This window comes from Mesorhizobium sp. M1D.F.Ca.ET.043.01.1.1 (genome assembly GCF_003952385.1).
Classification (GTDB): Bacteria; Pseudomonadota; Alphaproteobacteria; order Rhizobiales; family Rhizobiaceae; genus Mesorhizobium.
The window spans coordinates 3474686-3491016 of sequence record NZ_CP034444.1 but is presented as its reverse complement, the minus strand read 5'-3'; the positions used below and the strand labels follow the sequence as shown (position 1 = coordinate 3491016).

General features: G+C 64.7%; 17 protein-coding genes. 11 read left to right on the top strand and 6 right to left on the bottom strand.

Going from position 1 to position 16331, the window contains the following annotated elements; all coding sequences use genetic code 11:
- The first annotated feature begins 30 nt into the window (after window positions 1–30).
- Window positions 31–786 carry a COG4280 domain-containing protein gene (locus EJ067_RS17010; RefSeq protein ID WP_126086778.1) on the top strand — a complete coding sequence of 252 codons (756 nt, stop codon included), beginning with the start codon at window positions 31–33 and terminating at the stop codon, window positions 784–786.
- Complete coding sequence (locus tag EJ067_RS17005) at window positions 783–1001, top strand: hypothetical protein (RefSeq protein ID WP_126086777.1); 219 nt, start codon at window positions 783–785, stop codon at window positions 999–1001. The genes EJ067_RS17010 and EJ067_RS17005 overlap by 4 nt, the downstream gene beginning before the upstream one ends.
- Window positions 1002–1126: 125 nt before the next feature.
- Here the strand turns inward: EJ067_RS17005 and EJ067_RS34610 are convergent, their stop codons facing one another.
- A complete protein-coding gene (locus tag EJ067_RS34610) occupies window positions 1127–1303 on the bottom strand; it encodes a hypothetical protein (protein ID WP_189510654.1) in 177 nt (58 codons plus the stop codon).
- 103 nt (window positions 1304–1406) lie between these two features.
- The gene (locus EJ067_RS17000) at window positions 1407–2039 is read right to left on the bottom strand and encodes an isoprenylcysteine carboxylmethyltransferase family protein (protein ID WP_126086776.1); all 633 of its coding nucleotides are present in this window, start codon (window positions 2037–2039) and stop codon (window positions 1407–1409) included.
- A 201-nt stretch (window positions 2040–2240) separates the two neighbouring features.
- Between EJ067_RS17000 and EJ067_RS16995 the strand changes: the two genes are divergently transcribed.
- The 3 genes from EJ067_RS16995 to EJ067_RS16985 all read left to right on the top strand — a co-directional run bounded on the left by EJ067_RS16995 (window position 2241) and on the right by EJ067_RS16985 (window position 4814).
- The gene (locus tag EJ067_RS16995) at window positions 2241–2918 is read left to right on the top strand and encodes a winged helix-turn-helix domain-containing protein (protein WP_126089650.1); all 678 of its coding nucleotides are present in this window, start codon (window positions 2241–2243) and stop codon (window positions 2916–2918) included.
- A gap of 68 nt (window positions 2919–2986) precedes the next feature.
- Window positions 2987–3367, top strand: coding sequence for a YkvA family protein (locus tag EJ067_RS16990; RefSeq protein ID WP_126086775.1), 381 nt, complete (start codon window positions 2987–2989; stop codon window positions 3365–3367).
- Window positions 3368–3434: 67 nt separating this feature from the next.
- Window positions 3435–4814 carry a HAMP domain-containing sensor histidine kinase gene (locus tag EJ067_RS16985; RefSeq protein ID WP_126086774.1) on the top strand — a complete coding sequence of 460 codons (1380 nt, stop codon included), beginning with the start codon at window positions 3435–3437 and terminating at the stop codon, window positions 4812–4814.
- Here the strand turns inward: EJ067_RS16985 and EJ067_RS16980 are convergent.
- On the bottom strand, window positions 4811–5674 hold the full coding sequence (locus EJ067_RS16980; protein WP_126086773.1) for a helix-turn-helix domain-containing protein: 864 nt from the start codon (window positions 5672–5674) through the stop codon (window positions 4811–4813). The two genes, EJ067_RS16985 and EJ067_RS16980, sit on opposite strands and share 4 nt — an antisense overlap.
- Before the next feature lie 106 nt (window positions 5675–5780).
- On the opposite strand from EJ067_RS16980, the gene EJ067_RS16975 reads away from it, so the two are divergent.
- The 5 genes from EJ067_RS16975 to EJ067_RS16955 all read left to right on the top strand — a co-directional run bounded on the left by EJ067_RS16975 (window position 5781) and on the right by EJ067_RS16955 (window position 12100).
- Window positions 5781–7049 (top strand): ABC transporter substrate-binding protein, encoded by a 1269-nt coding sequence (locus tag EJ067_RS16975; protein WP_126086772.1) that lies wholly within the window; start codon window positions 5781–5783, stop codon window positions 7047–7049.
- A gap of 177 nt (window positions 7050–7226) precedes the next feature.
- Complete coding sequence (locus EJ067_RS16970; protein WP_126086771.1) at window positions 7227–8087, top strand: sugar ABC transporter permease; 861 nt, start codon at window positions 7227–7229, stop codon at window positions 8085–8087.
- The gene (locus EJ067_RS16965; protein WP_126086770.1) at window positions 8084–8920 is read left to right on the top strand and encodes a carbohydrate ABC transporter permease; all 837 of its coding nucleotides are present in this window, start codon (window positions 8084–8086) and stop codon (window positions 8918–8920) included. Before EJ067_RS16970 ends, EJ067_RS16965 begins: the two co-directional genes overlap by 4 nt.
- 12 nt (window positions 8921–8932) lie before the next feature.
- The gene (gene ugpC / locus EJ067_RS16960) at window positions 8933–10018 is read left to right on the top strand and encodes a sn-glycerol-3-phosphate ABC transporter ATP-binding protein UgpC (RefSeq protein ID WP_126086769.1); all 1086 of its coding nucleotides are present in this window, start codon (window positions 8933–8935) and stop codon (window positions 10016–10018) included.
- A gap of 54 nt (window positions 10019–10072) precedes the next feature.
- Window positions 10073–12100, top strand: a complete 2028-nt coding sequence (locus tag EJ067_RS16955) for an aldo/keto reductase (RefSeq protein WP_126086768.1) — start codon at window positions 10073–10075, stop codon at window positions 12098–12100.
- 170 nt (window positions 12101–12270) lie between these two features.
- Here the strand turns inward: EJ067_RS16955 and EJ067_RS16950 are convergent, their stop codons facing one another.
- Together EJ067_RS16950 and EJ067_RS16945 are read right to left on the bottom strand one after the other, a co-directional pair.
- Entirely contained in the window at window positions 12271–12558 is a 288-nt protein-coding gene (locus tag EJ067_RS16950; protein WP_126086767.1) for a GIY-YIG nuclease family protein, read from the bottom strand.
- Between the two features lie 361 nt (window positions 12559–12919).
- Window positions 12920–13348: an Lrp/AsnC family transcriptional regulator gene (locus tag EJ067_RS16945; RefSeq protein ID WP_126086766.1), complete on the bottom strand. Its 429-nt coding sequence runs from the start codon at window positions 13346–13348 to the stop codon at window positions 12920–12922.
- A gap of 121 nt (window positions 13349–13469) precedes the next feature.
- Here EJ067_RS16945 and EJ067_RS16940 point away from each other — a divergent pair, with 121 nt between their 5' ends.
- Window positions 13470–14573, top strand: a complete 1104-nt coding sequence (locus tag EJ067_RS16940; protein WP_126086765.1) for a saccharopine dehydrogenase family protein — start codon at window positions 13470–13472, stop codon at window positions 14571–14573.
- A gap of 171 nt (window positions 14574–14744) precedes the next feature.
- Here EJ067_RS16940 and lpdA read toward each other — a convergent pair whose 3' ends face one another.
- The gene (gene lpdA / locus EJ067_RS16935; protein ID WP_126086764.1) at window positions 14745–16157 is read right to left on the bottom strand and encodes a dihydrolipoyl dehydrogenase; all 1413 of its coding nucleotides are present in this window, start codon (window positions 16155–16157) and stop codon (window positions 14745–14747) included.
- Between the last annotated feature and the right edge of the window lie 174 nt (window positions 16158–16331).

Here is a 16331-nt window from a genome sequence, read left to right as displayed (position 1 = left end):
GGCGGCAAAAACGGAGCCCGGCACCTGTTCATGCATGAGCTGACGCCCGTTCTCTCCACCGTTGCGGCTTCCTTCCTGGCATCCTTCGTCGAGGTGGTCGAAGCCTTCACAATCGTGCTCGCGGTCGGCGTGACGCGCGGCTGGCGACCGGCGCTGACCGGCGCCGCATCGGCGCTCGCCCTGCTGGCCGCGCTGGTGCTGGCCTTCGGGCCGCTGCTGGCGCTCGTCCCCATCACGCTGCTGCAGTTCGCGGTCGGCGTGCTTCTGGTCCTGTTCGGCATGCGCTGGCTCAGGAAGGCGATCCTGCGCAGCGCCGGCGTCATCGCGCTCCGCGACGAGGAGGCCGCCTTTTCGCGCGAGACCGACGCGCTCAGCCACCAGGCCGACGACCGCCGCGCCGATTATCTGGCCGGCGTCGCCGCCTTCAAGGCGGTGCTGCTCGAGGGCGTCGAGGTGGTGTTCATCGTCATTGCCGTCGGCGGCGCCCACGGCCGGACGCTTCAAGCAGGCCTCGGCGCGCTGGCGGCCTTCATGCTGGTGATGCTGATCGGGCTGGCCGTGCACCGGCCGTTGGCGCGCGTGCCGGAAAATGCGCTCAAATTCGTCGTCGGCCTGATGCTGACCAGCTTCGGCGTGTTCTGGACAGGCGAAGGCCTCGGCGCCGAATGGCCAGGCGAGGACCTTGCGCTGCTTGCCATCTTTGCCGTCATCGCCGCCGCATCCTTCGCCATGGTGCGACGGCTGCGCGGCAGCCACGCGGCGCGCGCTGAAGGAATTGCCCGGTGAGGATCATCCGCCTTGTCCTGAAGGAGCTCATCGGCATGTTCGTCGACGACGGCAGTCTCGCGCTTCTGGCGCTGCTCCTGATTGCCCTGGTGGCCGGCGCCGTGAAGCTGCTTGCGTTGCCGCCGCTCGCCGGCGGCGTCCTGATCCTGGTCGGCTGTCTGGCGATCCTTTTTGAAAGCACGAGGCGCGCCGCGCGCGGCGGCGGCCGGACCTGAAGCATGTCTCCCGAAAGTGGGACCGGTTTCGGGACAAAGACATGCTTGAAATCAAAGATTTGAAGCGGGGCGCGTGAATCATTCCCACGCGACGTGCTTTAAGCCCAGGCATCGGGCAGGTCAGGTCAGCCTCGGATGGCGCGGCTTTCCTTGCGGATCATGCGTTTCACGAAAAGCTCGGCGTGCTCGGCCCACTTGATTTCGGTGACGTTGTTCTCGCGGACCGATCGCTTGAAAGCTTCTCGCAAGGCGTCGAGCTCGAACACCGAGAGCCTATTGTGTTTCGATATGCGAACGTCCATCGCGCCAGCCGACCGCCAAAGTTATATTTACGTATATGCTTCGCCAGCCCAGACTCAAGGCGTTGCCGCTGACTTCTTTTGGGTGCAATCGGGCCGATCGCGATCAGTAGATCGTGAACAAGGTCGGCAGCATGCCGATCACGCGAAAATGCTCGACCGTCTCGATGAGCGGGAACAAGGCCAGGAAATAAAGCCCGTCCCGGAACGTGCTTTTCAGCGCGCCGGTGGAAAACACCCACTGATCCTGGTCGCGGTAAAGCATTGGGTTCGGCCAGAAACGCGGCGTCCGTTCGGCATAGGCGGTGTAGGCGGCGCCGAACTTGCCGGACAGGAACTCGGCCTCCCGGCCGGCAGTGAAGCGGAAGACGAGGAAGCTCGCGAGGCCGAGCGTCACGGCCGCCAGCACCGATCCGAACATCAGCCCGATGCCGACCGCGCCGATGGTCGAGAAGAAATAGAGCGGGTTGCGGGTCATCGAGAACGGACCCGAGACGATCAGTTCGTCGTTCTTCCTGCCGCCGACATAGAGGATGCTCCACAGCCGGCCGAGGAAGCAGACGAGCACGAGGCCGAAGCCGGCCGTCTCCACCAGCTCGTGCCCGCTCGAGCCCTCGCTGAGAAACGGCTTGGAGAACAGCAGCAGCACGATGGCCACCACCGCTGCGGCCTGGACGACGATCAGGCGCCTGTGCTGGTCGAACGCTTTCGGCGCTGACTTGAGCAATGTGTAAGCCATTCGGTTTCGGTCACTCCGGCCCGGGCGGGACGTTACCCCACTAGCCTTTCTCCAACCCCATTGCGAGGCCCGATCGGTATTTTCGGCCATTCTTACAAATTTGTAAGGAGCTGGACAGGCGCGCGTAAGCCCGGCTTGTGGGAATGGCTCATCGCCGATGCTACCATGGCGTCTGCGATGGAATCCGGACGATACGCCAACATGCGACTTCTGCTGGTTGAGGATGACCCAAGGACGGCCGACTACATCGTCAGGGGGCTCAGCGAAGCCGGGCACGCCTGCGACCTGCTGCGCAACGGCCATGACGCGCTCGTCGCGGCGACCCGCGATGCCTATGACGTCATCGTGGCCGACCGCATGGTCCCCGGCCTCGACGGCCTGTCGATGATCAAGGCGGTGCGCGCGGCGGGCGTCACGACGCCGGCCATATTCCTGACCTCGATCGGCGGCGTCGACGACCGGGTCGAAGGGCTCGAGGCCGGCGGCGACGACTATCTCGTCAAGCCTTTCGCCTTTTCCGAGCTGCTCGCCCGCATCAACGCGCTCGGCCGGCGGCCGGCGGCGCAGGAGCAGAAGACCAGCCTGCGCGTCGCCGATCTCGAAATGGACCTGATCATGCGCCGCGTGACCCGGCAGGGCCAGGTGATCGACCTGCAGCCCCGGGAATTCAGCCTGCTCGAGGTGCTGATGCGCGGCGAGGGCCGCGTGATTACCCGAACCATGCTGCTGGAGCGCGTCTGGGATTTTCACTTCGATCCCAAGACCAGCGTCGTCGAGACCCATATCAGCCGGCTCAGGGCCAAGGTGGACAGGCCGTTCGAGGTGCCGCTCATCCACACGGTGCGCAACACCGGCTACAGCCTGCACGCCCAAGGTTGACCCCAGGGTTGACGATCCAGGCTCGATCGTATCTCGCGCCTCCGACAAGCTGCCCGTATATAGGCGGCATGTCGATGCTGGACACTGCAAAGCGATGGGCGCGCGGCATCAAGCGCGACGTGGTGGCGTTGTGGCTCGCTGCCCGCGATCCTCGCGTTCCCTGGTATGCGAAGGCCGTTGCCGGTGCGGTCGCGGCCTATGCCCTCAGCCCCATCGACCTCGTTCCGGATTTCATCCCGGTCTTCGGCTATCTGGATGACCTTTTGATCGTCCCGCTCGGCATCATGCTGGCGGTGAAGCTGGTCCCTGCCGGTCTTATGCAGGAATTCCGCGACGAAGCCACGCGCCGCGCCAAGCCGGTCAGCAAGGCGGGGCTGATCTTCATGATCGCGGTTTGGATATTGGCGGCACTGGCCTTGCTGTGGTTGTTCTGGCCGAAGTCCGTCTAAAGCAATTCCAGGAAAAGTGTGTAACGGTTTTCCGTTCGGAATTGCGTAAGAACAAATAGTTTGAGCGATGAAAGAAACACGCGTCAGCCTGCTGCGCAGCACGCCGTTCCGGCTGGCGCTGACCTTTGCCTTCCTGTTCGTGCTTGCCTTCATCCTGTCCGGCGCTGTCGTCTACCAGCTGATGAGCGCCGATTTGGCGAGACGGCTCGATCAATCGATCAGGGAGACCTATACGGTCGTGGCCCTGACCTATGCCGGGAACGAGAAGGAGGACCTTGTCGCCTCGGTCAACAACAACGCCGACCTCAGCCCCGACAAGGACCAGCTTTTCTCGCTGAGCGACGCCGACGGCAACCATCTGGCCGGAAATTTCACCGCTTCAGGCCTGCCCGACGGTTTTTCCATGTTTGCCGCCAGATTGCCGGGGGTGCCGCCCGACACGATGTATCGCGCCTATACGGGCGAGGTCGGCGGCAACAGCCTCACCGTCGCCTTCTCGCTGGCCGAGACCGACGAGCTGGAGACCATCGTGCTGATGAGCTTCGGCTGGGGCACGCTGTTCATCACCGGGCTCGCGATTGCCGGCGGCGCCTTGCTCGCCTCGCGTGTCCAGCGGCGGCTCGACGGCATCGCCGCCACCATGGTCGACGTCTCGCACGGGCGGCTCGACGCGCGCATCCCGCTGATCGGCAATAGTGACGACATCGACGCCGTCTCCGCCCAGGTCAACGCCGCGCTAGACCGGCTGTCCGCGCTGGTCGAGGGCATGCGCGAGGTCAGCGCCAACATCGCGCATGACCTCAAGACGCCGCTCAACCGGCTGCAGATGATCCTGGAGCAGGCCGCCGACAAGACGGCTGCAGGCGAGGAAGTCGCGGCCGAGCTGTCGGACGCCCGCGCCGAAAGCCGGCAGATCAACGAGACCTTCGACGCGCTGCTGCGCATCGCCCAGATCGAGGCCGGCGCGCGCAAGGCGCGCTTCGTCGATCTCGACGTCGGCAGCGTCGTCGGCACCATCGGCGAGGTCTATGCCGATGTGGCGGAGGATGACGGGAAGTCCTTGTCCACAAAACTCGTTCCGGACACCAAATGGTATATCCACGGCGATCGTGACCTGCTGATGCAGATGCTCGCCAATCTGGTCGAGAACGCGCTCAGGCACGGCCCGCCGGGCACGGCGATCGAGCTGGCGGTGACCGGGCAGGACGACCGAATCCTGGTCCATGTAGGCGACAACGGTCCCGGCATCCCGGCGGAGGAGCGCGAAAAAGTTTTCCAGCGGCTCTACCGGCTGGATTCCAGCCGCACGACGCCTGGCAGCGGCCTGGGCCTCAGCCTCGTCAAGGCGGTGGCCGACCTGCATGGCGCCACCATCACGCTGGAGGACAACAATCCAGGGCTCGCCGTGGTCGCAAGCTTTCCGGCCGTGCGTCCGCCGGCAGGTTAACGCACGCCCGCCCGGCGGAAATCGGAGGGCGACATGCCGGCAAGCTTGCGGAAGGACTTGTTGAAGGCGCTGAGCGAGCCGAAGCCCGAGTCCATGGCCACCTTCAGCACATTGGCGCCCTCATGCATGAGAAGCGCCTGCGCGTAGCTCAACCGCAAGAGATTGACATATTCGTTGAGCGTCATGCCGGTCGATTTCTTGAACAGGCTCATGGCGTATTTCGGATGGATGTCGGCCGCTGAGGCGATGTTCACGCAGTCGATGTCGTAGAGGAAATTCTCGGCGATGAAATCGCACATCCGCCCGACATTGCGCGAGGACTGCTGGTCGAAGGGGCTGCCGGCGCCGTGTCCGATTGCCGTTTCCGGCACCAGCCGGTAGGGCTCGAAACGCACCCGCTCGAGTCTCAGCAGCAGCTCGTTGACGGCGTGTTCGGCCTTGGCCGCATCGCCCGAGCGCGCATACTCGTTCCAGCGCTTGAAATTGTCGTTGTCGGACTGGTCGGTGGCATTCGTCACCAGTGTCGCGCCGGTCATCAGCCGGTGCCGGACATCGGCCGGCAGATGCAGCCTGAAGAAATGCACCAGCGGCAGATGCGCGCCGGCATAGATCGCGTCGTCGGAGAGATCGTCCATCTGGTGCGGCAGCCCGCCCCAGAACAGGCACATCTCGCCGGCCGACAGCGAGATCTCATGCTCGGCCATGCGGTAATGCACGCTGCCGCGCACGATGAAATTCACTTCCACCTGAGCGTGCCAATGCGGCTTCAGCATCACCAGCGGGTGGTTGTGGAACATCTGCATGGCGAAAGGCAGGCCTTCGACGCCCGCGCCTGGCTGGTAGAACGGACGCTCCGGCATCTTACTTTCCGCCAACTTCTTATTCCCTTTGTCGGGGACAAGCCTTCCGCGCCGCATATTCTAGCCATGCTCACGGTGAGAGAGCAAACGAAATGGGAGGATTTCAATGCGCACCACACTGACCTGCGCCACGCTTTTGCTTGCCCTGGGCTCCGGCCCGGCCTTGGCGCAATCCGGCGAACTGACGATCTGGAGCTGGAACATCGCCGCTTCGTCGCTGAAGTCGACGATCGAGGGCTTCAACAAGAAATACCCCGATATCAAGGTCACGGTTCAGGACCTCGGCAACCAGCCGACCTATGACAAGTCGATCGCCGGCTGCGCCGCCGGCGGCGTCGGCCTGCCGGACATCGTCTCGATCGAGAACGGCGAGGCCGAGAACTACTGGAGCCAGTTCCCTGACTGCTTCGTCGACCTGCACACGCTGGGCTACACGGCGGACGACCAGAAGAAATTCCCCGACTTCAAGCGCACCGAGCTCGAGGTCGGCGACAAGGCCTATGCCATGCCCTGGGATTCCGGCCCGGTCGCCGTCTTCTATCGCCGCGACTTCTACGAGAAGGCCGGCGTCGATCCGGCCTCGATCAAGACCTGGGACGATTTCATCGCCGCCGGCAAGAAGATCCAGGCCGCCAATCCAGGCGTCTCGATGACCAATGCCGATTTCAACGGCGACACCGAATTCTTCCGCATGATCTCGAACGAACAGGGCTGCGCCTATTTCGCCGAGGACGGCCAGTCGATCACGGTCAACCAGCCGAAATGCGTCGACGCCATGACCAAGGTCAAGGAGATGAAGGACGCCGGCATCGTCACTTCGGCCGACTGGTCGACCAAGATCACCAACAACACCGCCGGCGCCGTCGCCACCCAGGTCTATGGCGGCTGGTATGAGGGCACGATCCGCACCGAATCGCCGAAGGAAAACGGCAAATGGGGCGTCTATCTGATGCCGAGCCTGACCGCCGACGGCCCGCGCGCCGCCAATCTCGGCGGCTCCTCCCTGGCCATCACCGCGGCCTCGAAGAACAAGGAAGCGGCCTACGCGTATCTCAAATACACGCTGGAGACCAATGAGGGCCAGATCACCATGCTGAAGGATTTCGGCCTGGTGCCGTCGCTGATCTCGGCGCTCGAGGATCCCTACGTCGCGCAGGGCCAGCCCTATTGGGGCGACCAGGCGGTGTGGAAGGACATCCTTGCCACCTTGCCCAAGGTCGTCCCGAGCCGCGGCACGCCGTTCCAGAGCGACGCCGAGATCATCGTGCGCGCCGTGCAGACCAAGTATCTGGCCGGCGGCTACGCGGACGCCAAGGCCGCGCTCGACGACGCCGCCAGCCAGATCGCCGCGGCGACCGGCCTGCCGGTCAAGTAGGCGATCAGCCCCTTCTCCCCTTGTGGGAGAAGGTGGCCGCGAAGCGGCCGGATGAGGGGTGCTCCAGCTTGGCAACGACGGCGATCCGTCACCCACCCCTCATCCGTCTTGGCGCTGCGCGCCAATCCACCTTCTCCCACAAGGGGAGAAGGGAAAGACAGAGGAAGGAGGAACACGATGCGCTACCGCAACGCCACCGCGTATCGCTTCCTCACGCCCTATCTGCTGATCTTCGCCATCTTCTGGATCTGGCCGATCATCAGCTCGTTCCTGATCTCCTTCCAGGCGACACGCACCGTGCCGTGGCGCTTCGCGCCGACCTTCAACTGGGGCCGCCTGATCGGCGACCCCGCCTTCTTCAACGCGCTGAAGAACACGCTGCTCATCCTCGTCATCCAGGTGCCGGTCATGATCTCGCTGGCGATCGTGATGGCGGTGCTTTTGAATTCGCCGCTGCTCAAGGCGCGCGGTCTCTACCGCTTCGCGTTCTTCGCCCCGGTCGTGGTCGGCGAGGTAGCCTATTCGGCGGTGTTCCGGCTGATGTTCAGCCTCGATTTCGGCATCATCAACAAGCTCCTGAACGGCGTCGGCCTGCCCAAGATCGACTGGTTCTCCAACGTCACGCCGGCCATGGCGCTGATCATGATCGCGGTGACCTGGCGCTGGGCCGGCTACAATGCCATCATCATCCTTGCCGGCTTGCAGTCGATTCCCGACGACGTCTACGAGGCGGCGACGCTCGACCGCGTCAGCAAGGTTAGGCAGTTCTTCCACATCACCTTGCCGCTGTTGAAGCCGGTCATCGTCTTCTGCGCCGTGCTGTCGATCATCGGCACCATGCAGCTCTTCACCGAGCCGTTCCTGATCACCGAGCGCGGCGGCCCGGGCGGCGGCACCGAGACGCTTGGCCTCTTGCTCTACCGGCAGGGCTTCCGCTCGCTCAACTTCGGCTATGCCTCGGCCGTCGCCTACACCATGGCGGGCCTCGCCATCGCCATCACCCTGGTGCAGCTCTGGCTGACGAGAGAGCCGAAATGACCTCGCGCTCCCAAAGACGCCTCGGCCGCAGCATCCTGCTGCATCTTGTCCTGACGCCGCTGGCGCTGGTTTGGCTGTTTCCGCTGTGGATGATGGTGGTGTTCTCCACCATGCCCGACAACGGCATCTTCAGCCCCAGCATCGAGCTTCTGCCGCACGACAATTTCCTCGAGAACGTCAACAATCTGCAGCGCGACACCAATTTCATTGGCGCCATCGGCATCTCGGTCTCGGTGGCGGTGACCTACACCTTCCTCTCGGTGCTGCTCACCTCGATGGCCGGCTGGGCGCTGGCGCGCTACGAGTTCCTCGGCAAGGGTATCGTCGTGGCGATCATCCTCGGCACCATCACGCTGCCCTATGCCGTGGTGCTGATCCCGCAATTCATCATGGTGGCGCGCGACTTCCAGCTCGCCAACACCTGGATCGCGCTGATCGTGCCGCCGCTGTTCAATTCGCTCGGCGTGCTCTTCATGCGCCAGGCCTTTTCGATGATGCCGGCCGAGCTGTTCGACGCCGCAAGGGTCGAGGGCGTCAAGGAATGGCGCATCTTCCTGTTCGTCGCGCTGCCTCTGGCGCGCCCGATGCTGGCGGCCTTGGCCATCATCCTCTTCCTCGCGTCCTGGAACAACTATCTCTGGCCGCTTTTGATCAACAGCCAGCCCGGCGCGATGACGGCGCCGGTGGCGCTCGGCACGCTGATCGGCCTGACCAAGGTCTCGTGGGGCGGCATCATGGCCGGCGCGGTGATGCTGACCGTGCCGATGCTCATCGTGTTCGTGCTCTTGCAGCGTCATTTCATCGCCGGCATCGCCGCCGGCGCGGTCAAATAGGACAGGAGCGAGATGGCAGCGGTCACACTTAGCAACGTCGTCAAGCACTTCGGCAACTTCGAGGTCGTCCACGGCGCCGACATCGACGTCGCCGACGGCGAGTTCGTCGTCTTTGTCGGTCCGTCCGGCTGCGGCAAGTCCACGCTTCTGCGCATGATCGCCGGACTGGAGGACATCAGCGGCGGCGAGATCGCCATCGGCGGCAAGCTGGTGAACGACGTCGAGGCGGCCGACCGCGGCATCGCCATGGTGTTCCAGTCCTACGCTCTCTATCCGCACATGACGGTGGAGCAGAACCTCTCCTTCGGGCTGCGCATGAACGGCAACCCGAAAGCCGACACCGAACGGCGCGTGAAGCGCGCCGCCGAGATCCTCCGCATCGACGAATTGATGCAGCGGCGGCCGAAGCAACTCTCCGGCGGCCAGCGCCAGCGCGTCGCCATCGGCCGCGCCATCGTGCGAGAGCCGCAGGTTTTTCTCTTCGACGAGCCGCTCTCGAATCTCGACGCCGAGCTGAGGGTGCAGATGCGGGTCGAGATCTCGCGCCTGCACAAGGAGCTCGGCGTCACCATGATCTATGTGACGCACGACCAGACCGAGGCGATGACGCTGGCCGACCGCATCGTCGTGCTCAAAGGCGGCAATGTCGAGCAGATCGGCGCCCCGCTCGACCTCTATGACGATCCGGCCAACCGCTTTGTCGCCGGCTTCATCGGCTCGCCGAAGATGAATTTCATCGCGGCGAAGGTCGTCGAGACGTCCAACAGCGCAGCAATCATCGAGCTCGTCAATCACGGCGGCGCCAGGCTGCGCAAGCCGCTGTGCAAGGCCATGCCCGCGATCGGCGCCGACGTCGTGCTCGGCGTCAGGCCGGAGCATTTCTTCGAGGCCGGCGAGGGCGATTGCGACATCCCGGTCAAGGCCGACGTCGCCGAGCATCTGGGCTCGGTGAGCTATGTCTATGCCGATGCCGGACCCGAGGAGCTGATCATCGAGCGCGAGGCCGCCCGCCAGCGCGCCAGCAGCGAACATTTCACCGTCGCGATCAAGGCCGAGCGCTCGCTGCTCTTCGACAAGACAGGCGCGAGGATCCGCTGACTTCCTTTTCCGCCCGCTTGCGAAGGCGTGGCGGCGACCCATGGAGAATTCGACATGACATCTGGAAAAATCCGCTGGGGCATTCTTGGACCCGGCAGCATCGCAAGGTCCTTTGCCGGCGGCGTGGCGCAGTCGCGCACCGGCGAGCTGGTCGCGCTCGGCGCCCGCAATCCAGGCAAGCCCGGTCTTGCCGAGACTTTCCCCGGCGCGCGCATCCTCGACGGCTATGACGCGCTGCTGGCCGACGATGGCGTCGACGCCGTCTACATCTCGATCCCGCATCCCGGCCATGCCGAATGGGCGATCAAGGCCGCCGAAGCCGGCAAACATGTGCTGTGCGAAAAGCCGCTGGCGCTGACCGCCTTCGAGGCCGACGCCATGATGCACGCGGCGCGCAAGGCCGGCACGTTTCTGGGCGAAGCCTTCATGTACCGGCTGCACCCGCAGACGCTGCAGCTGGTGGAGCTGATCAAGTCGGGCGTCATCGGCGAGGTGCGCATGGTCAAGTCGAGCTTCGGCTTCGCCATGCCGGGCTTCATGCCGGAGCACCGGCTCTATGCCAACGAGCTGGCCGGCGGCGGCATCCTCGATGTCGGCGGCTATCCGGTGTCGATGGCCAGGCTGATCGCCGGCGCCGCGGCGGGGCAGCCCTTCCTCGAGCCCGACAAGGTCGCCGGCGCCGCCCATCTCGGCCAGTCCGGCGTCGACGAATGGGCCTCGGCAATGTTGCACTTTCCCGGCGGCATCGTCGCCGAGGTCTCCTGCAGCATTTCGCTCAACCAGGACAATGTCCTGCGCATCCTTGGCACCAAGGGCCGGATCGAGGTGCCGGACTTCTGGTTCGCCGGCGGCAATCGCGATGTCGGACCGGGTCGGATCGAGCTGGTCCGGACCGGCGGCGAGCGCGAGACGATCAGCGTCAACGAGACGCGCCACCTCTATTCCTTCGAGGTCGATGCCGCCGGCGAGGCGATCCTGGCCGGCCGCCAGGAATTCGCCTGGCCGGGCATGGGCTGGGCCGACAGCCTGGGCACGCTGCGCGTGCTCGACAGATGGCGGGCAGCGGTCGGACTGGAGTACGAGATCGAAAAGCCGGCTAAGCGCGTCAACACCATCGCCGGCCGGCCGCTGCGAACCAACGGCACCGCCATCGGCAAACGCGCCATTCCGGGCCTGCCGCGCCCAGCCTCGCGGCTGGCGCTCGGCTTCGAGGATTTCCGCACCTTCTCTTCCGGTGCGATCCTGCTCGACGCCTTCTTCGAGGGCGGCGGCAATCTGTTCGACACCGGCTATGTCTATGGCGCCGGCTACACCGAGACGCTGCTCGGCCAGTGGCTTAAGAATCGCGGCGTGCGCGAGCAGTCGGTCATCATCGCCAAGGGCGCGCATTCGCCGCTCTGCTATCCCGATGTCATCGGCAAGCAGCTTGCCCAGTCGCTCGACCGCCTGCAGACCGACCATGTCGATATCTATTTCATGCATCGCGACAATCCGGACGTGCCGGTCGGCGAGTTCGTCGACGCCATGGACCGCGAGGCCAAGGCCGGCCGCATCCGCGGCCTGTTCGGCGGCTCCAACTGGACGATGGAGCGCATGGACGCGGCAATCGCCTATGCCGAAAGGAACGGCAAGCAGAAGCCCGGCGCCCTCTCCAACAATTTCTCGCTGGCTGAGATGCTGGAGCCGATCTGGGCGGGCTGCATCACCTCGTCCACCGATGCCTGGAAAACCTGGCTGGCGGCGCGGCAGATGCCCAACTTCGCCTGGTCGAGCCAGGGCCGCGGCTTCTTCACCGACCGCGCCGGGCGTGACCGGACCGACAATGAGGAGCTCGTGCGGGTCTGGTATTCGGAAAAGAATTTCGGCCGCCGCGACCGCGCCATCGAGCTCGCCAAGCGGCTGGGCAAGAGCCCGATCCATGTCGCGCTGGCCTACGTCCTGGCCCAGCCCTTCCCGTCAGTGCCGCTGATCGGCCCGCGCACGCTGGACGAGCTGGAGGACAGCCTCAAGGCGCTGGATATCGCGCTGTCGCCGGAGGATCTGGCGTGGCTGGATGAGGGACCGGAACGGAGGAGGGCGTAGGCGCCCAATCTCTCCCCCCTTGTGGCTTTGTGGGACATGCCGAGCGGGCAGAGGAGCGCTGCCCGCTAACCTGGGCTTCGTCATTCTAGGGCGGAGCAAGGAGCGAAGCGACGCGCGTAGACCCTAGAATCCATGCCGTGACGCACGAGCACCGCAGCGGCGCAGAACGATCACCAGCCAATTCCGCGAAAGAGTTCGAACCATTCCGGATTGGTTCTCTCGATCAATTCAACCTTCCATTGGCGTGGCCAGCGCTTCAATGACGTCTCCCGTTGGATGGCGTCAGTGATGTCGAAATACTCCTCGTACCAGACGAGACGCTGCACACCGTAACGGCTGGTGAAGCGCGAGCCTTGGCCGGTTTTGTGCTCCGGCATCCGACGAGCAAGGTCGTTGGTGACACCGATATAGATCGTGCCGCCTTTCTGGCTCGCGGTCATGTAGACGTAGCCTGTCATATTGCGATCTTAGCTCCTATTCTGGACGGCAACATTCTACGGCCAATGTCACGGCATGGATTCTAGGGTCTGCGCGCGTCGCTTCGCTCCTTGCTCCGCCCTAGAATGACGAAGGATACGTCGCAGCTTCACGCGCGAGAACCCTTTCTGTCGCCTTTGGCGACATCTTCAGGGTGCTGGCGCCACCATATGCGATTGCCCTGCCCGCAAGGGGGGAGATTGGCAGCTTCGATCCGGGCGCCTTTTCTGCAACATCGGTGATTGGCGAAAGCCGGCGTGAAATCTGATCTCCCCCTCGTGGGGGAGATGCCCGGTAGGGCAGAGGGGGGCGCTGTCCCGCCAGCATCTCCAATGATCCCGCCTACCGATCCACCCGGGTCGACAGGATGATCGACGACGAGGTCCGCTCCACCCCGTCCATAGCGCCGATCCGGTCGAGCAGCGCGTCGAGGTCCCGGATCGACGGCGCGTCGACGACGACGATCATGTCGAAGTTGCCGCTCACCGAATGCAGCGTCCTGACCTGCGGCAGCGCCTGCAAGGCGCGCACCACCTTGTCGGCGAGCTTGGGCGTGACGGTGAGCAGCACATGCGCCCTGACCAGCCCCTGCTCATAGTCGGGCGATAGCCGCACACCGTAGCCCGCAATGATGCCGCGCTGCTCCAGCCGCTCGATGCGGCTCTGCACCGTGGTGCGCGACACGCCGAGCTTCCTCGCCAACTCCGCGGTCGAAGCGCGCGCGTTGGCGCGCAAAAGCGAAAGCAGGGCCTGTTCCGCATCGCTGATCATTTCGACGATCTCCTTCGGCATATTGCCTAAACATGGGCTTCACTTTGCTAGATTCCACGCTTCCTTTCGACAGGCAAGCTGCGATGATTCCTGGCAACTCGAATTGGCAGGGGTATTGACCATGAAGAACATCGTTGTCGTCGGCGCCGGCAAGATCGGCTCGACCATCGCTGAAATGCTCAGCGCCACGGGCGACTACCACGTCACGCTCGTCGATCGCTCGGCCGCCCAGCTTGCCGCCGCCGACTTGCCGGCCGGCGTCGAGACGCAAGAGCTCGACATCGCAGCACCAGGCGCGCTTGAGAAAACCCTTGCCGGCAAGTTCGCCGTGCTGAGCGCCGCCCCCTTCCACCTCACCACGCGCATCGCCGAGGCAGCAGCCGCCACCGGGGTGCACTATCTCGACCTCACCGAGGACGTCGCCAGCACCAGGCGCGTGAAGGAGCTGGCGCGTGACGCCAAAAGCGCCTTCATCCCGCAATGCGGCCTGGCGCCGGGCTTCATCTCGATCGTCGCCAACGACCTTGCCAGCCGCTTTGACACGCTGGAAAGCGTGCGCATGCGCGTCGGCGCGCTGCCGCAATATCCGTCCAACGCGCTCAACTACAACCTGACCTGGAGCACCGACGGCGTCATCAACGAATATTGCGAGCCCTGCGAGGCGATCGTCGAAGGCGAGCTGATCGAGGTGCCGCCGCTGGAGGAGCGCGAGGAATTCTCGCTCGACGGCGTCACCTATGAAGCCTTCAACACCTCGGGCGGGCTTGGCACTTTGGCCGAGACGCTGAAAGGCAAGGTGCGCACGCTGAACTACCGCACCATCCGCTATCCCGGCCACGCCGCGATCATGAAGGCGCTGCTCAACGATCTGGGGCTCCGCCACCGTCGCGACGTGCTGAAGGACATTTTCGAAAGCGCGCTTCCGGCGACGCTGCAGGATGTCGTCATCGTCTTCGTCACGGTCTCGGGCCGCAAGAACGGCCGCCTGCTGCAGGAAACCTACGCCAACAAGATCTATTCGCACCGCGTCGGCACTATCGTGCGCAGCGCCATCCAGATCACCACCGCCTCCGGTATCTGCGCCGTGCTCGACATGCTGGCCGACGGCTCGCTGCCGGCCAAGGGTTTTGTCCGCCAGGAGGACATCGCCCTCGACGCCTTCCTGGCCAACCGCTTCGGCCGCGCCTACGCCCAGCACGAGATGGTGAGCCGGCTGGCGAGCTGAGTTGCGCAATCTTCCCTTCCCCCCTTGTGGGGGAAGGTGGATCGGCGCGCAGCGCCGAGACGGATGAGGGGTGCTCCAGGAAACGCCAGCGTCTCACTCCGCTGGAACACCCCTCATCCGTCGCCTTCGGCGACACCTTCTCCCACAAGGGGAGAAGGGAAACCCAGCTCCCTAAATATGCAGCGCGTGCCCCAGCGCCTTGAGCGCCGCTTCCTGGAAACCTTCGCCCTGCGTCGGGTGCGCATGGATGGTGCCGGCGATGTCCTCCAGCCGCGCGCCCATTTCCAGCGCCAGGCCGAACGCGGCCGACAGTTCCGACACGCCCTGCCCGACCGCCTGGATGCCGAGCACCAGATGATTGTCGCCGCGGGCGACGACGCGCACGAAACCGTCCTCGCCCTGCTTCGTCATGGCGCGGCCGTTGGCGGCGAAGGGAAACTGGCCGATCTTGATCTCGCCGGCGAGCGCCTTCGCCTCGTCCGGTGACAGGCCCGCGGTGACCAGCTCCGGATCGGTGAAGCAGATCGCGGGAATAGCGCGCTTGTCCCAGCTTCTCTTGTGGCCGGCGGCGATCTCGGCCACCATCTCGCCCTGCGCCATGGCGCGATGCGCCAGCATCGGCTCGCCGGTGACGTCGCCGATGGCAAAAATGCCGCGCATCGAGGTGCGGCACTGGTCGTCGATGCGGATGAATTTTCCCGCCATGTCGAGGTCGATCTGCTCCAGCCCCCAGCCTTCGGTCAGCGGCTTGCGGCCGACCGTGACCAGGATCCAGTCGGCGGCGACCTTGCCGTTCTTGCCGTCGGCCGTCTCGACCAGCAGCGCGTCGCCCTTGCCCATTTGCCCCTGGGTCGACAGCCCCCTGGCCTTGGCATTGGTCATCACCTCGACGCCGAGCTCGCCGAGCCGCTTCAGAACCGGCCGCGTCAATTCCGCGTCATACTGCGCAAGCACGCGCGGCAGCGCTTCGACCACGGTCACCTTGGCGCCCATCTTGGCGAAGGCCATGCCGAGCTCCAGCCCGATATAGCCGCCGCCGACCACGGCGAGCGTCTTCGGCACCTCGCTCAGCGCCAGCGCTTCCGTCGACGAGATGACCGGTCCGCCGAAGGGCAGGAACGGCAATTCCACCGGCGCCGAGCCGGTCGCGATCACCACCGTCTCGGCGCGGATCACCTGCGTGCCGGTCTCGGTCTCGACCTCGACGGTCTTGCCGTCCCGGAACGTCGCCCAGCCATGCACGGTCTTGACCCTGGCCTTCTTGAGCAGTCCGGCCACGCCGCTGTTGAGCCGGCCAACGATGCCGTCCTTCCACGCCACTGTCTTGGTCAGATCGAGCGCCGGCTCGCCTATTCTGATGCCAAGCGGGTCCTTGCCGCCGGCCATATGGACGACCTTGTCGAACTCCTCCGCTGCATGGATGAGCGCCTTGGACGGGATGCAGCCGACATTGAGGCAGGTGCCGCCCGGCTTCGCAACCTCGACGATCACCGTGTCGACGCCGAGCTGGCCGGCGCGGATGGCGCAGACATAGCCGCCGGGACCGGCGCCGATGACGAGCAGCTTGCAGGAGATTTCTTTCATGATGTGGTCCTTCGATCCGAGGGAACGTTCCGTCGCGATCTTTCGCGCCCCCCTCTGTCCTGCCGGACATCTCCGCCACGAGGGGGAGATCAGCAGCTTCGTCGTTTCGTTCATTCCTGCAACGGTGGAGATTGGCGAAATCCGGCGTGACGTCCAATCTCCCCCCTTGTGGGG

What these genes read in the sequence shown, in the direction of transcription:
- EJ067_RS16950 (WP_126086767.1), bottom strand. Translation starts at nt 12,558, where the DNA reads ATGACAGGCTACGTCTACATGACCGCGAGCCAGAAAGGCGGCACGATC.
- EJ067_RS34610 (WP_189510654.1), bottom strand. Translation starts at nt 1,303, where the DNA reads ATGGACGTTCGCATATCGAAACACAATAGGCTCTCGGTGTTCGAGCTC.
- EJ067_RS16980 (WP_126086773.1), bottom strand. Translation starts at nt 5,674, where the DNA reads ATGCCGGAGCGTCCGTTCTACCAGCCAGGCGCGGGCGTCGAAGGCCTG.
- EJ067_RS17010 (WP_126086778.1), top strand. Translation starts at nt 31, where the DNA reads ATGCATGAGCTGACGCCCGTTCTCTCCACCGTTGCGGCTTCCTTCCTG.
- EJ067_RS16965 (WP_126086770.1), top strand. Translation starts at nt 8,084, where the DNA reads ATGACCTCGCGCTCCCAAAGACGCCTCGGCCGCAGCATCCTGCTGCAT.
- lpdA (WP_126086764.1), bottom strand. Translation starts at nt 16,157, where the DNA reads ATGAAAGAAATCTCCTGCAAGCTGCTCGTCATCGGCGCCGGTCCCGGC.
- EJ067_RS16990 (WP_126086775.1), top strand. Translation starts at nt 2,987, where the DNA reads ATGTCGATGCTGGACACTGCAAAGCGATGGGCGCGCGGCATCAAGCGC.
- EJ067_RS16955 (WP_126086768.1), top strand. Translation starts at nt 10,073, where the DNA reads ATGACATCTGGAAAAATCCGCTGGGGCATTCTTGGACCCGGCAGCATC.
- EJ067_RS16940 (WP_126086765.1), top strand. Translation starts at nt 13,470, where the DNA reads ATGAAGAACATCGTTGTCGTCGGCGCCGGCAAGATCGGCTCGACCATC.
- EJ067_RS16985 (WP_126086774.1), top strand. Translation starts at nt 3,435, where the DNA reads ATGAAAGAAACACGCGTCAGCCTGCTGCGCAGCACGCCGTTCCGGCTG.
- EJ067_RS16975 (WP_126086772.1), top strand. Translation starts at nt 5,781, where the DNA reads ATGCGCACCACACTGACCTGCGCCACGCTTTTGCTTGCCCTGGGCTCC.
- ugpC (WP_126086769.1), top strand. Translation starts at nt 8,933, where the DNA reads ATGGCAGCGGTCACACTTAGCAACGTCGTCAAGCACTTCGGCAACTTC.
- EJ067_RS16970 (WP_126086771.1), top strand. Translation starts at nt 7,227, where the DNA reads ATGCGCTACCGCAACGCCACCGCGTATCGCTTCCTCACGCCCTATCTG.
- EJ067_RS17000 (WP_126086776.1), bottom strand. Translation starts at nt 2,039, where the DNA reads ATGGCTTACACATTGCTCAAGTCAGCGCCGAAAGCGTTCGACCAGCAC.
- EJ067_RS16945 (WP_126086766.1), bottom strand. Translation starts at nt 13,348, where the DNA reads ATGATCAGCGATGCGGAACAGGCCCTGCTTTCGCTTTTGCGCGCCAAC.
- EJ067_RS16995 (WP_126089650.1), top strand. Translation starts at nt 2,241, where the DNA reads ATGCGACTTCTGCTGGTTGAGGATGACCCAAGGACGGCCGACTACATC.